This window comes from Bartonella sp. AP280QHHD, from assembly GCF_042196125.1.
GTDB lineage: Bacteria > Pseudomonadota > Alphaproteobacteria > Rhizobiales > Rhizobiaceae > Bartonella.
This window is the reverse complement of record NZ_JBHIPQ010000004.1, coordinates 20455-34783: the sequence shown is the minus strand read 5'-3', so window position 1 is coordinate 34783 and position 14329 is coordinate 20455. Positions and strand designations below refer to the sequence as shown.

The window sequence follows — 14329 nt, the reverse complement described above, 5'->3', positions numbered from 1 at the left end:
TGCGGCGATACAGGCTGGTGTCCAAGCGCTGATTAACAAAAGCGCTGTGGCTCTTGTCAATAATCGCGGCAATATTGCCGGTGCCTTGCATGAGCTTGGCTCTTCAAAGAATGTTCTCAGCATTGTCTCATCGATGTTGACAGCAGGCTTAACCAGCCAACTAACCGAAATGGCAGGTGTTGGACAATCCTTGCCTAAANTTCTCAGCATTGTCTCATCGATGTTGACAGCAGGCTTAACCAGCCAACTAACCGAAATGGCAGGTGTTGGACAATCCTTGCCTAAAACGGCTCCTCTGGTTGATCGCATCACCCGTGAGGCGGAAAAGAACTTGATCAAAGCCGCCATTGGCACAGGCGTTCAAACGGCTCTTGAGGGTGGTTCTCTTGACAAGAACTTTTTTAACAATCTGCGCATCGCCCTGTCTGATACGGTTGGCAAATCGTTGGCGGAAGAAATCGGTACCGCCAAGGCAGAAGGCAAAATAGACACGGTCACACAGATCGTTGCCCACGCAGGACTTGGCTGCTTAAAAGGCGCTGTTGCGAGTGGTGCTTGCACAGCCGGTGCTGTGGGGGGTGCTGTGGGTGAAGCCACTGCTATGCTCCAGTTTAAACTGTCGACCAAAAATTTTATACAAAAATAAATAGCAGCATTGGATGGTCGTGTTCCAACGGCAGAAGAACAAGCGCGTATCAATGCAAAGATTGAAGCACAGTTTTCTGATTTTAATGATCATGCCATTGATGTCGCACGGGCTGCCGGGGGCGTTGCCGCTGCCCTTGCTGGTGGTGATGTCAATACTGGCGCTGATGCCGCAGGTAATGCTGCCGAAAATAATTTTCTTCCTGCGGTAGCAGCTGCTGTAGCGTTCATTGTGTCGCTTACGCCACAAGAGTTGGCAGCTCTGTCTCTTTTTATGGCTGGTGGAGCAACTATTGTTCAATCTCCTAACAATAGAACCGCTATAGCTGATTTCCTTACCTATTGGTTTGCATCGAAAAATTCTGCAGAAGATAGCGAAAAAACAAATCAAAACTCACAAGAAGAAAAAAATAAAGAGTCTCAGAAGGAAAGTAAAAATAAGAAAAAAAAACGGAAACAATAAAGAACCACAAAACAATAATGATGGAAAGGGTAACATACTTGAACAAGTCAGGAAGCATCATGATAAAAAACGCGATGAGAAAAAACAAGAATTAAAGGATGAAGGATGTATAGTATGCGAGACAGAAATAGTATTCAAAACTAAGACGGATAAGGGGGTAGTAAAATCTCGTGCGGATATTGTTTATATAGAGAATGGTAAAATAAAAATTGGCGAGGTAAAAACGGGGAAGAATTCTAAATTAAGTGAACAACAAAAGATTTTAAAAGAGGCATATAAAGAAGGAAATGCTGAGTCCACAAAAGGAAAATTTATAAAATTTTTTAAAGAGAACAAAGAGTTCTTAGAGAAATATCAAGAATCGTTCAAAGATTTTAAAGGAAGTGATAAAGAATTAAACGAGGCTAGTAAAGAATGGATTAAAGGACAATTGAATAATAAGTTAGACAAAACTGACGTTAACGTTTTTCATTATCCAGGACTTTTTGAATGAAAGTGAATAGCGATGCGAACTAAAGACGTGACAGAGATTTTAAAAACGCTTGGCTGGGAGACGAAAGATCAACTATTATTTACAGTGGTAGAACAGTATTAGCGTGAATAAACTGCGACTTATGGAGAATAATCTATGAACTTTTCGTTAAAAAAAATACATCGCCCTGATATTATTTATGTGGAGAAAGGTGTATTAAAAGTTATTGATATAAAAACTGGTAATTTTCAATTAACAGAATGTCAAAAAGATTTTGAAATAGCGTATAAAACAGGAGATGCAAAACCTTTTGGGAAAATTATGAAACGCTATCTGGGCGAAAATAAGGAACAGCTTAATAAATACCAAGAAGATTTGAAAAAATTTGAAGGAGATGCAGAGCTTCTGAAAGAGTTTAGAGACAATTGGAGTGAAAATCAAATAAACAAAGAGTGGAATAGAATAATTCCTTATACAGTTAGCTGTTATCCGGCGGTTGGAGAAGAGTGAAACATTATGCAAACTAAAGATGCAGCAGAAATATTAAAAAGTCTGGGCTGTGAGCTCTATCGTGATGAAGTAGGCGATACATTTGCCTATTATTATCTTCCGGATCGCATTGTGGATTTGAGCTATGGTGTGAAACATGAAACGGATGGTGAAAAATTTTGGTTATTAGCTAGTCTCACAACTGCTTCTTATAGTCTTGCTTGTGAATATTCTAGGGGGCAAAAGTCACGGTATGGATATATACTCTATCCAGAAATAGGTGATTTCGGGGTTACGGTACCGGATCTTTCAGAAAGTCATATTGAATCTGCTTTAAACAAAGTCATTACTTGGGCGCAAGCACAAGATATTGAAAAAAAATTACATGAAGAAGCTGCTAATCATTCTCTTGTTGCAAAGGCTCTTCTCGGCGAGATAGAAGCTTTAAGGAGTTATGAGTCTACGCCCAAAATAAACGTATCAGAATTTTCTGATTATAAAATAATGACGTGGAATGAACGCTTGCTTCTTTTTGCACAGGTCTATAAAAATGGGGAATTAGACGATATTCTAACGCGCAATAAGCCAAAACAGCGCTCGATAAATCTCATCGCAGCAAGTCGCATCCTCAAAACGCGAGGATGGATTGCTATGGAACCTGAGAGAATGTTTCTCTCTTTGCCAGACCGTTTTATTCAATTTGATTTTGGCTTTATACGTCTTCATGATAATTACAATGTTCGTCTTGAAGCTGAGATCTCTAACGAAGAGATTTCTGTAGCTTGCGAATATATTCACTATAGGAGAGAATATAATTGGATACGACCTACGGATATTTATAAGTCTTTTAACACGATTGGAGGAGGTTTTTTTAGTGGTTTTGGCAAGGAAATTGATATTTGTGTAGAGGAATTGAATGAGCAAGAGTTAACAAAAATCTCTGAGCGGATAATACAGTGGGCACGCGCCCAAGATTTACAAGCATCAATAGAAAGCAAAACACGTGTTCAAAAGTATAGCTACAATATAGATATAGTCTGGCATTTGGCTTGTTTAGCGTTGACAGGTCGAATTGATATCCTGAAATCTTATAAAAATTTTTTAGAAGCTGGTACGATTTCTGAACATTTGGATGATGATGAAGTAGAAAAATATGTTAACCATGCCGTTGAATTTTCTGAAAAACATCTGAAAATCCTTAATGAGCGAGAAGCAGCAGAAGCACATCTTGGTCCGAAAGCTTTGATTACTTTCAATAAAGTTACAGAGCAATTAAAAGAAATGGGGTGGACAGTTTATCGTGATAAAAACTACAATCGCAATGCTTATTTTGTAAGTAAAGACCGTATTATCAATATAATGTATAACCTTCAAAGTGATGAAGAAGAGCCGATTGTTGCGTTTAAGGCTTCCCTTTCAACACTTGGTTTTTCCACTGCTCATAGAGAAATTTTCTATAATATGCCTCAATATATAGCCCTCAAAGAAGCAGAAGAAGTTTATACAGTTTCTAGTACTGAATTGGATAGAGGCAAGCTAAAGGAGATTTGTACAGATATACTTGAATGGGCAGATCGGCAAAATGTCAATCAAATCATTTATGATTATGCGGCTTTTTCCCCAGACAGTGAACTTGATCTTGTAGCGCGTCACCTTATTGCGCTTGTTTTGATTGGGGATGTTGAAAAGCTCAAATCTTATAAGGAGAATTTTAGAAAGGGAAATCCTTTAGGTTTTGTGGAAGAAATCTCAAAATATAGAATTGATAATCTCCTCACTCTTGCACGGGGTTATCGAGCAGGTTTTCCGAAAAATGCACCGATTTTGAGTTTGGATGCGCAAACAGCATCTGTTGCTTCTAAAACAACTTCTGTTGAAGTGGCAGAGGAAGTGGATGAAGCAGATGACACTGATGATCGTCTTACCATGGAAAGTGCTCATGCACTTTTAAAAAGCCTAGGCTGGTCAACCGAGAAAATCAATGAGAATGACCATATGGCAAGCTATCAATTGGCTGATCGTGAAGTAGATATTCTTTATAACGACGAAATTGCCAAAGACTACCCGCAATTTGATAGCGCCTTTTTGATTAGCACGGGCATTCTTTCCACCGCTTGTAAATTCATTGATCCTACCCACACGGAAGATATTCCAGATATACAGCTTAATTTTGAAGCCAAGGGATTAGAAATCTTTGAACCAGAAGTCACTACGGATCGTTTAACACAGGCGCTTGATGATGCTTTAGAATGGGCGGTAACAGACATTGACCTTTCTAAAAGACTTCGCTCTGATTATGGCACTGCTCCTTGGAAAAAAAGCACTACGTCTAAAGCAAACGATACGGATTATGCTTTACTTCATCTTGGCGCTCTTGCTTTATTGGGTGATGCTGAAACCTTACAATCTTATCAGCAAAGCTTTACGGCAGAGGATCACCTAGGCTTTGACGAGAGCATCAACAAAACCCACCTTGAACGTGCATTAGCTTTAGCCAAAGAAGTAGCAAAGGTGAAGCAAGTGAGCTACGCTTTGATTGAACGGGTAGCAAAAGATTTTGATGATCACTCAGAGCTTTCTAGCGAGGAATAACCTCGCTCTTGGAAGGAGAGTTTATTTAAGTCTATTTAGAACAAAGAATAAATTGATTATTTTGAAAAAATCGAGGGGATTATGAATCATGAAATGGATAAAGAAAAAAAGTATGGGGGCAGCTGAGCCGGTGGAATTTAAAAGTCAAAAAGTTTATCAGGAAGATGAACTGTTTGAGCCCGAAACAGTTTCTTCTTGGAAAGAAGAAGGACAGATAGTAACGGGTACAAATGTGGAAAGAATGGTATCAGGAAGAGCACCTATTGGAGTCGATTTTAGACCTATTATGTTACATCCTGTGACACAAGAACAAGATAGTCCTCTCGTTGAGGTTCTCTACTCATTTTATCAAGGCAGGAGTTTGGTTGCTCCTATGAATCCAAAGACAAATTTTATCAGAAAAGTTATTTGTTGGATTTCAAAAAAAATTCCTAAGTAGGAAAAAAGAAAGAGTAATTATTGCAAATATTGAAATAATATCCCTAAAAGGCGCTCTCTAAACTTTAATGATCACCTCCTTTAATTCCATCATATATTGTAAATGCGAGATGATTGTACAGAGACAGATGAGAAAAGAGCTCCGTCAAGAACATATCTCTTATGATTTTATCAATCTCATCTCAATTCCATTGGCTATAGTAGAAAAAGATTGATCATTAGGAACACTCATTATGAGTAAAAACACGCTGTGACTTATGGAGAAAAATTTATGAAAAGTTATACTTTATCAGATGTTGCACAATATGTTGATATGCATAGTCATGTTATTAATTTTGGTACTCAAGATAATGCCCCTGATGATGTACGGATTAAAACAGCTGAGAACACTCTTGGTTTACAATTTACCTCTTCCTATAAGAATTTTTTAAAAAATTATGGAGGAGGAGAAATTGGAGGTGAAGAAATATTCAGTATTTATGAAATCTGCGCAGGTATTCCTGCTGGTGATATTGTTTACCGAAACTTACTCGATAGAAGAGATGGCTTTACGGACCCCAAACAACTTGTTATCTGCACAACTGATTTTGGTGAAACCTTTTATTTTGATTATACACAGTTTCGGGATGGTGAATGCCCACTCTATCTCAAGTATACATCTGAAGATTCCGAATATTACGCAAGTAATTTTTATGAATTTCTCTGCAAAAGAATTAAAGAGTATGTAGGGGAAGATTCATGAAAACCTATACCTTAGATGATGTTATACAACTAGTTGATAAATAGGATAATTGCGATTTATGAAAACATCTCAATAGAAACTGATCATTATAGAGATGAGCAAAATACCTTTTAATAGACCGTGTCAGTGTTGTCAGTTCTTTTTAGACCCTATATTATTTTTTTTTAATGATAAAAAAATTAAAACATTATATTTCAATAGGTTAGTGTTTTAAAAACATAACTCATATCAAGAGTACAACCTTTAAAGATAACCATGATGTGAATTGATTAAAACTTGTCAGTTATGTGTCAGTAAATTGAACTGACAAAATAGATTATTTTAGTGAGTGATTAAAATGTGCTTTATGATAAAGTATGTGATCCTTTAAAGCCTTTCAAAAGATAGCTTGTAATTCATAAGAAGTACTATCAAGACCATTATGGTTATGAGTTTTGAGTATTTTGAGGGTTCCTTTTACTCCCCCCTTTACATATTTTTCAATAAAAAATAAAAGTCATTATATTTCAATATATTATTTTTTATCAATTTTTCAAAAAACAACCTATATCAATAATACAACCTATAAATTCAACTAATGATGTATGTTTTGTAAGGGTTTTGAGGGTTTAAGAAACATTCAAAACCTATAAGTAATATAAGAAAATGAATATACATAACCCTCTTTAAACAAAGCTTTTGATAACAATAAAGCTATCATTTTAGATTACGATATAACATCTTAAAGGCAATGTAAAAGAAGCGTATTCACTTTAAGATGGGATTTCTTAAAAGTCTTAAAGCAATCAAAATAAGAGTATTTAATAGTGCAAGTTTCTTCTTTTTAGAATAACGCATATAAACACTCCTTTTAAAGATTATATGTAAGCAATTTATAAAAGGGATATAATAACCTATAGGTATAAGACCTTATACCCCTTGTGAGTTTATTATACTCATCATGTGAGCATGCATTATAAGTTATTCAGTTTCTCTAATTTCTAGTTTTGGTAGGTTCTTAACGATTTTCATTATCTCTAAACTTATGGTAATAACCCTCTGAAATAACTCTAGAGGGTAGGCAGGGTTGCCAATGGTTTCAACAGCATAGTGATTGGCATCATTGACAATACCACTCTTTTTATCAGTCTTTACGCATTGACGCCCCATAACCCATTCAAGAGCAGGTTTGCCATTGACGATATACTCATAAGTTTCAAGAGGGATATCTGTTATTGTGATATTGCTGTTATATATAACTGTTTATTTATCTTTCTCTTTACCTACTTTTGCGAATTTCATTTCTGTAACGTAATAGAGTTTCTCAGAATTAGAGATCTCTGTTTGTTTTGGATTACCCTTTTTAAATGTGACTGGATAAGGCTCTACATCTTCATAGTTTACATGCAAATGACCCAGTTTACGCCCTGCTGTTACAAACTTCCAAAAATCATTAGCACTCTTTACACAAGGGATACGAGGCAGTTCTTTAGAGAGGTTATCAGCATAACGAGCACGATAATCTTCCGAATGTAAAAGACCGTAAACATAATAGAATAGATCATCTTTCGTGATAGTTTCATTAGGATAAGCGGCTTTAAAATGGTCTAGACCTTCATCAGTAATGGCATCACGCTTCTGTAAACCAGCTGTTGTGTTTTTCTCTGTAGAATTTGCAAATAAATGGGATTGTTTCTCACTTTTTGAAACCGTAGCATCTTCATAAATATATTTTGGAAAGCATTGACCTGTATCTATTGCATGAAAATCAGGTAGATCCCTAGTCATAATAACAGAAAAGCCACTTCTTGCCCCTATAGCAGAAACTTGTATCACTGTATTTTTGATCATTTTTTCTACAGGAAAGATACGAGGCATTTGATAAATTGCTTCATTAAAAATGCGATTATAATAAAGCCACTGTCGTGTAAAAGGACGATATAAACTTTGAACAAAACCGACTTCTTCAAATTTTAAAATATGACCTCTTGCTAATTGTTTTTTTATATTCAAACTCCAACTTATCTTGCTTGTATCTGAATTAACAAAATTATCTACAGCCTTTGTACGTGATTTACTGTCAGTGTGCGCATAAGCATTATTAAAACGTTCTGCTTCACTGTTATAGAAGGCAATCATGTTACTCATATTTTTCGCTAAAATTGCACGACTTGAATTGTATGCCCAAAGATCACGACTTGTCATAATACCACGAGAAAACGTTTCAAACAGTTTTTTGTCATGCCCTTTCTTAACACCCAAGGCTAGAAATGTTTCAAAACTGTTATCACGTTGATTTATCCAATCCCCATGTTCATCCGGTGTAATTACTTTCCAACCGTTTTCACATGTAATACCACCAATACTACCAAAATATTGAAGCCTCTTAAGTTTTTTTTCGGTAGAAAGATTATCTCCAATATCATGATAGTAAATTTTACAATCTCCAGAAGCATTGGGATTTTTGATAAATAGCGTTACCGCAATACCCGTCATACTACCATTGCCGAAAATATTTTCACCTTCTTGAGCAACTCCATTGCTTAACATATTCTTGCGAAGATCCCCTCGTAAATTAAGTACATAAATGCTCGTAAATCTTTGGCTAAAGATTTTCGTAAACTGTTCATTGTCGATTTTTCTGCGTAACCAGAGCCAGAAACAAAGCCGATTACCCCAGCATTATCAATACGGTCACTAGCCCAGCGTATAGCACGAATATAACTGTCATAAAAATTTCGCGTATTCATTGATTTAGCTTGAGAAGCATAAGTCTCACTGATCCGTTTATCTAAAATAGGATAAGGAGTATTCTTCGCACTGTCATTGGCATTTTTTTGTCCCACTGAATAAGGAGGATTGCCAAAGATAACTTTGATATTTAGATTTTTTTGGAGTTCCAAATATTCACTGTTTTCTTTAAATAATTCTTGTAACAAATCTTTCTTTTCAAGCATTCGAAACGTATCAGCCAAACCAATATGCTTAAAAGGAATATACCCACCTTTCATAAGACTATGATAAGTCGATTCAATGTTAATGGCTGCTATGTAATAGGCGAGCAAGACAATCTCGTTGGCATGGATATCATGACGGAATTTATATTCCATGTCCTCTGGTTTGATCAGTTTAGATTGTAAAAGCCTTGTGATAAAGGTACCTGTTCCAGTGAAAGGGTCGAGAATGGAGACTCCTCGTGACCCCAAGCTTTTTCCAAACTCATTACGCAACACATCATCAACAGAATGAATGATAAAAGCACAGTTAAGATGAGAGAGCGTTCGACCAGAGTTAAAACGTTTCCATTGATAACCCAGGAGTAAATACTCCACGGAATAAAAGAGATTATTATGTTAAACATGGCGCATCCTCCTTTTTATATTTGATAGAAAACTTACCGCAAGTGCTTCGTTTTTTAGTTTCCGTATGAATATAAAAAACGCCACCCGGTTCACACTCTGTATCCTGTTTAATGGTCAACTGATAGGTATCTCCCAGATAAACTGCTTCAATGAACTTTACTTTTTTCAGCGCAACAGATGCGATATTTTTCGCCCTACCCTGCGTGGCCAAAGCCAGAACCATCTCAATCAATAGTGAACCAGGACATACGGCGTGGGAGGGGAAATGTTCCTCAAAAAGCGGGTGATGCGCATTAAAGGAAAAAGTACAAGAATCTCCGGTTACGGAAGAAATCTTACATAAATCGCCTAGTAATGGAAGAGCGGCTTTCTCAGAACACGAGCTAAAGAAGCAGACCTTACTGACCATGATGATTGCCTGCGCAATAACGGCCTTTCCATTGTCATATGTGCTAGCCTTACAGTGAATACGGTAGGCCTCATTAATGCGTTCAATATGTCCTTCAACGCATAACCGATCGCTATCAAAATGGGTGGTAGAGAAAAACTGTTCAACCATGACAGGGAGATAGCGATAAGTGAGATCCGAGTTTTTAGCCACCACGGTGGCGAATCGAACTGAAAACTGATGCAAGGCTTCGAGTAACAAGCCCTGTTTCAAATAGTTATGGGCTAAATTCCAGTGAGAAATATTGATTTGCCCGCAAGCACGCATCGGTGCGGTTAAGGTGATACTCTGACATATACTCAAGAAATTTGGCTCGGTGCGATGCTTTATAGCCATAATTTGGGGACTTTTTTATATTTTTTTCTTAAATCCTTTGATGATAAACCGAAGGAATGAGCACTAAACCGCGCTTGATAGTGCACGAGAAGTATCGGCATACGACAAACGAAAAAAGCCAACAATCCCAGCTCAGGAGAAGCCCGATGTTTGCTCATGATGCTTGCAATTAGAAAATCGACATTGGGTTGCAGTCCTGTATTGTCCGAAATAGATCGCGCAAGCGAACTGAAGGGGCGCATAGGCATCTGAAAGCGTGAAAAAAAGAAATCAACTCGGACATCCCGTTGCATAATCGGGTGACCAAACCCTAGCCAGGGTTTGTCTTTGCAATAATGCGTTACCGCCGGCCTCAAGATTCCCGGCTTCAATCTCATGGAGGACACTAGAAAGTCGCATGATAGCATATTTGCAGGCTCCCATATGCGCCGGGGCCAGTGGCACAAAACTCACCGATTAGTGCAGAAATGACGTCGCTCTTGGTACTGGCAATAAATCTTATCGTGGTGGTTGTGGGTGTCACAATACCAAACCCGCCCAGCAGTAGAGACATGCACCGGCAAAGCATATCAATATCCCAGTCGGAAGAAGCTTCCTTGCTAGTTAATGCTAACCAAAAAGCACGCTCAAAGGTATTGCAATTTTCGATCTCCGGCGAATCGGAAAACTGTTGGGAAGAGCGCGCCAATGCAATAATCCGCGGCATCAGCAAGATAATTTTAAGACAACCACCGTCGCTTACGGGAGCCATGACCTTACCCTGAGCCGCCGAAACCTCAACTTGCGATAATAACATCATAAAGCGCTGCGTTAAACTCAAAGATGGCAATGCATTGATCAGTTGATGCATCGCCTGCAGTTTGGCTGTAGGGTTCGTCTTTTGCAGTTCGGCGCTAGCATTCTGAATCAGCCGATCCATCTGTTCTTCATTAAGAAGGTTGCCGGTCAGTGCAAACCATGCGTTCTGCAAATAAAGGTTTTCATCGGCAATATCAATCAAATTACATCCACGAATAAACAATACGTTATTATCTAAATCATAATTATCAATAACATCATCTGACGTGATTTACTCCTGCTGCTCCGGTGACACGCTATAAAACCTTATGTTGACATTTATCGTATGCGAATTCCCTGATACAATTTCATTACACAAATTATCAAGTTGCATTACAGGACTCCCTTGCGTCATAAACTAGCAGGCATTTCCCTCTGGATGAGAAAAGCAAATCGCTATATTCGACGAGGGTGAGGTTAATACGCCCGCGCTTTTTCATATAGGCTTCATAAATATCCGACAAATGATAGATTTCCTCAGTTAGTTCGGACAAATCAAGGTTGTGAAATACTTCGCAGCAGATTTTAATATCCATAATCTCTTGTCTATCCGCGGATAAAGACAATACAATTTGAACAATCACATCGGGCAATCTTCGATTAATAATTTTGAATATTTTTTCATGGCTAATCAAATTTCCCATGAAATTAAAATCAACAGCATTGCGTTTAATACCTTCAAAATAGAGGTCACCATTTTCAACGGATAATGTGCCCATATCGCCCACGGAATATCTGATAAGTTTGCGCGAGACATCGGGATCCAGCGATGTCACTAGCAGCCCTCTCTTATCTTCATATTCAAAGAAAAAATCATCGCTGAAGAGCAGGTGCCGATTAAGCCGCCCTTCGGAGGACATACCAATGAAACCGCACTCCGACAAACCATATAAACCAATTATCCGCAGATCGGCGCCCAGCATCTCGCGCAGATAGTTTTCATGCACACCCAGCATCGATTCACCGGTAAAGAGCACTTTTTTAATTGCCAGTGGAACCCCAAGGCTGAGCATAGCTTCAACGAACTGAACGATGGTGCTGGGCACGCCAAACAGTACCGAGAGCCGTATTTCAGCCAGAAACTCGAAATGACTCTTCAGCAGCAGGGCATATCGCCAACCGGCACGACATGTGCACGGCAATGTTTTACAATTTCACACGCCAAGTAGTGTAAAGATGAAAACAGATTAATCGTAAACAGGTTGCCAACAACATCCCCTGGGGAAAAAAATTGCCGCGCGCGCAGGTTACGAATTAAATTATGCTCTGATGAGCTGACCGCTTCCTTACTGGATTTTAGACGAACGCTGACCATTTTCATCGCCCCGGTGGTGCCGCTTGTAGCACCAAGCAGCATGGGTAAGTGTTCAGCCGTAGAGTCCAGTTGAGTCAAAGAACCACTATCACCAGTGGTCGAATAAACGCGTGTACTTATCCTAATCGAATCGCGAAAAGCAATGTAATCGAGTGCATGGCAGCCAGTTATTGCCGTTATACGTGGTTGCATTTTTGCATACATTTCAGCACAGAAATAATCCATGATAACTCAGACCTTTTTAATGAAAATTTCACAGCCCAGAGCTGCTAGACCTTCTCCACGTCTCACTGTCCAGCTCATCTCACTAAGATCGCAGCCATATAAAAAATCGGTGATACCGGCTAATGTGAATTTTTCTTCTGTGGACATAGCTGCCACACCGCATTCACGACGTGATTGGTTAAAAACACCCAGTGCTGTTTCTTCTGCATCAGCTAGGGGTTCATGGATGATAATACGACCGCCGCGATCTAAAACACGGCACAACTCCTGTAATCCTTTTTTAGGTTCAGCCCAGTGATGAATTACGGAACGGGCATAAATCATTGAAAAGGAGTTATCGGGAAACGGTAAATTGCTGACGCTGGCTTCAATGATGTTGAATGCATGCTGGTATTTTAACTCGGTACATTTTTTAACACAAAACTGAACCATACGGGGATCAATATCAACCCCGTAAAAGAAATAGTCTGTGAGTTTTTGGGAGCGGTAAAGCTTGAAAAGCATGTGGCCAGTTCCCATGCCAATATCGAGAATTTTTTCTTCGCAGAAGTAACACCAGATGCTTCTTCCAGAACTCTTTCCATCAAATACGCATTCCACGGTGATGTACCTTCAGTAGCATACCTTTCATAGTGCTCAGGGGTGATATTTACCAGTAAATCATTCATCACATATTCCTCTAAATGAAGCTAGTTATGGCATTGCCATAAACTCGTTAAAAACTAACTGGGTATAGAAACGGTTACGTCCTCATATAAGAGGTCATCTAAAATAATTGATTGCAAACATGCATCCAGCAAAACAACGGTTATCACAGATTGACAAAGATAATAGCAGTTACAAATAAACGTCATCCCTTTAAACACAAATGTATTCCCAACGTACCGAAAAACACATCGCGTCCTGTCATGTTCAACTAAAAAGTAATCATTTATATCAAAAGTACACGCCGAGATGGCGCATAATGCCTTATACAAGCTCTCCATGCAGCTAAATATTGTGGTGCATAGCCGATTATCCAGCACCTGCCCTTCTGGAAAGTTCGCGCATTTTTCACAGTAATCTAGCATAAATGGCCTCGGTAGTTTTTTTTCTCAATAAATTCGATATCAACCACGACAGACTGAATCCGCGGATCATTATTAAGCAACATAATACTTTTACTCCGTCCATGGCTCACAGAACTGTGTGACATCTTTACATCTGGCAAAATCCGTTTAAATATATCGATAAAAAGTACCTTCGCCATTTCACGGTGCAATATCACTCTCGATGTACGTCTCGTCGATACAGGCAAATAACGATGAAGCCTATCAATAGCTAAAAAATAGGTATAAAAAGAATGGCTCACAATGCACAGATAATTGTTTGCACGGCGATTAACATACACTCTGCTCATACCATGAGCTTTATCTACACGGTACATTTTATTTTCCCTGTATTTGTCGTGGCAATTTTTCTGATATTTACTTTAAATGCATACTGATACCATTTATCAGTCAATAGTTTAGTAACGACTTTAACCTGCTCACTATTTGCCGACATATCAAGGTTGAGATAAAGATCGCCGTTCTGTGCTTTTGAAAAGTAATGCCTTAAACATCCGGCATACTTAATAATGTCATTTGAGATCAGTTGAACTGGGATAAACTTACCATTGTGTTTAAATTCATTAACGGCTCTGGCTATCCAGTAATAGCATTCGGATTCATCTTTAACAAACAGGTCGCCGGAATCAAACCATTCATCACGCGGCTTTAATTGCAAGGAACTATCAACATAACCATCACACGCGAAAGGCGTTTTATAAAACGTACGGCGCACTGAATCAGAAGCATCCGCCCGATCAATGGGGCGCAAATCAATTTTTATATCACTCACCAAAGCCTTACCCGGCGCTACAACGCCATATTTACTGGTTCTTTCAATCGTGTAGCGAACAGATCTTATTATGAAACAAGCGCGGTCCGGATTCGGTCTGACCGA

14 protein-coding genes and 2 pseudogenes are annotated in these 14329 nt (G+C 38.6%); 6 read left to right on the top strand and 10 right to left on the bottom strand.

Going from position 1 to position 14329, the window contains the following annotated elements; translation table 11 throughout:
• The 6 genes and pseudogenes from ACFIMK_RS00245 to ACFIMK_RS00220 all read left to right on the top strand — a co-directional run.
• Positions 1-865: pseudogene (locus ACFIMK_RS00245) on the top strand (DUF637 domain-containing protein); the annotation flags it as partial.
• Between the two features lie 127 nt (positions 866-992).
• Positions 993-1601 carry a hypothetical protein gene (locus ACFIMK_RS00240; RefSeq protein ID WP_375638557.1) on the top strand — a complete coding sequence of 203 codons (609 nt, stop codon included), beginning with the start codon at positions 993-995 and terminating at the stop codon, positions 1599-1601.
• 135 nt (positions 1602-1736) lie between these two features.
• On the top strand, positions 1737-2090 hold the full coding sequence (locus ACFIMK_RS00235) for a hypothetical protein (RefSeq protein WP_183194745.1): 354 nt from the start codon (positions 1737-1739) through the stop codon (positions 2088-2090).
• A 6-nt stretch (positions 2091-2096) separates the two neighbouring features.
• Positions 2097-4661: a DUF6990 domain-containing protein gene (locus ACFIMK_RS00230; protein ID WP_375638559.1), complete on the top strand. Its 2565-nt coding sequence runs from the start codon at positions 2097-2099 to the stop codon at positions 4659-4661.
• 88 nt (positions 4662-4749) lie between these two features.
• Entirely contained in the window at positions 4750-5100 is a 351-nt protein-coding gene (locus tag ACFIMK_RS00225; RefSeq protein ID WP_375618707.1) for an HNH/ENDO VII family nuclease, read from the top strand.
• A 270-nt stretch (positions 5101-5370) separates the two neighbouring features.
• A complete protein-coding gene (locus tag ACFIMK_RS00220; protein WP_375638561.1) occupies positions 5371-5841 on the top strand; it encodes an SMI1/KNR4 family protein in 471 nt (156 codons plus the stop codon).
• Between the two features lie 960 nt (positions 5842-6801).
• Here the strand turns inward: ACFIMK_RS00220 and ACFIMK_RS00215 are convergent.
• From ACFIMK_RS00215 to ACFIMK_RS00170, 10 genes and pseudogenes are all read right to left on the bottom strand, one after another.
• Positions 6802-9077: pseudogene (locus ACFIMK_RS00215) on the bottom strand (type ISP restriction/modification enzyme); the annotation flags it as partial.
• Between the two features lie 91 nt (positions 9078-9168).
• Complete coding sequence (locus tag ACFIMK_RS00210; RefSeq protein ID WP_375638563.1) at positions 9169-9966, bottom strand: beta-hydroxyacyl-ACP dehydratase; 798 nt, start codon at positions 9964-9966, stop codon at positions 9169-9171.
• Positions 9957-10259, bottom strand: coding sequence for a hypothetical protein (locus ACFIMK_RS00205; RefSeq protein ID WP_375638565.1), 303 nt, complete (start codon positions 10257-10259; stop codon positions 9957-9959). Before ACFIMK_RS00205 ends, ACFIMK_RS00210 begins: the two co-directional genes overlap by 10 nt.
• A gap of 92 nt (positions 10260-10351) precedes the next feature.
• A complete protein-coding gene (locus ACFIMK_RS00200) occupies positions 10352-11017 on the bottom strand; it encodes a citrate/2-methylcitrate synthase (RefSeq protein WP_375681470.1) in 666 nt (221 codons plus the stop codon).
• A gap of 109 nt (positions 11018-11126) precedes the next feature.
• Positions 11127-11849, bottom strand: a complete 723-nt coding sequence (locus ACFIMK_RS00195; RefSeq protein ID WP_375638567.1) for a hypothetical protein — start codon at positions 11847-11849, stop codon at positions 11127-11129.
• A 50-nt stretch (positions 11850-11899) separates the two neighbouring features.
• Positions 11900-12343, bottom strand: a complete 444-nt coding sequence (locus ACFIMK_RS00190) for a hypothetical protein (protein WP_375682878.1) — start codon at positions 12341-12343, stop codon at positions 11900-11902.
• A 6-nt stretch (positions 12344-12349) separates the two neighbouring features.
• Complete coding sequence (locus tag ACFIMK_RS00185; protein WP_375632496.1) at positions 12350-12847, bottom strand: class I SAM-dependent methyltransferase; 498 nt, start codon at positions 12845-12847, stop codon at positions 12350-12352.
• Complete coding sequence (locus ACFIMK_RS00180; RefSeq protein WP_375682879.1) at positions 12739-13011, bottom strand: hypothetical protein; 273 nt, start codon at positions 13009-13011, stop codon at positions 12739-12741. Before ACFIMK_RS00180 ends, ACFIMK_RS00185 begins: the two co-directional genes overlap by 109 nt.
• Positions 13012-13406: 395 nt before the next feature.
• Complete coding sequence (locus ACFIMK_RS00175) at positions 13407-13769, bottom strand: hypothetical protein (protein WP_375638573.1); 363 nt, start codon at positions 13767-13769, stop codon at positions 13407-13409.
• Positions 13757-14224: a hypothetical protein gene (locus tag ACFIMK_RS00170; RefSeq protein ID WP_375638575.1), complete on the bottom strand. Its 468-nt coding sequence runs from the start codon at positions 14222-14224 to the stop codon at positions 13757-13759. Before ACFIMK_RS00170 ends, ACFIMK_RS00175 begins: the two co-directional genes overlap by 13 nt.
• Between the last annotated feature and the right edge of the window lie 105 nt (positions 14225-14329).

Bases quoted from the DNA above. Each gene is read 5' to 3' on its own strand.
- ACFIMK_RS00175 (WP_375638573.1), bottom strand. From the start codon at position 13,769: ATGTACCGTGTAGATAAAGCTCATGGTATGAGCAGAGTGTATGTTAAT.
- ACFIMK_RS00220 (WP_375638561.1), top strand. From the start codon at position 5,371: ATGAAAAGTTATACTTTATCAGATGTTGCACAATATGTTGATATGCAT.
- ACFIMK_RS00205 (WP_375638565.1), bottom strand. From the start codon at position 10,259: ATGCAACGGGATGTCCGAGTTGATTTCTTTTTTTCACGCTTTCAGATG.
- ACFIMK_RS00225 (WP_375618707.1), top strand. From the start codon at position 4,750: ATGAAATGGATAAAGAAAAAAAGTATGGGGGCAGCTGAGCCGGTGGAA.
- ACFIMK_RS00180 (WP_375682879.1), bottom strand. From the start codon at position 13,011: ATGAATGATTTACTGGTAAATATCACCCCTGAGCACTATGAAAGGTAT.
- ACFIMK_RS00230 (WP_375638559.1), top strand. From the start codon at position 2,097: ATGCAAACTAAAGATGCAGCAGAAATATTAAAAAGTCTGGGCTGTGAG.
- ACFIMK_RS00235 (WP_183194745.1), top strand. From the start codon at position 1,737: ATGAACTTTTCGTTAAAAAAAATACATCGCCCTGATATTATTTATGTG.
- ACFIMK_RS00210 (WP_375638563.1), bottom strand. From the start codon at position 9,966: ATGGCTATAAAGCATCGCACCGAGCCAAATTTCTTGAGTATATGTCAG.
- ACFIMK_RS00185 (WP_375632496.1), bottom strand. From the start codon at position 12,847: ATGCTTTTCAAGCTTTACCGCTCCCAAAAACTCACAGACTATTTCTTT.
- ACFIMK_RS00190 (WP_375682878.1), bottom strand. From the start codon at position 12,343: ATGGATTATTTCTGTGCTGAAATGTATGCAAAAATGCAACCACGTATA.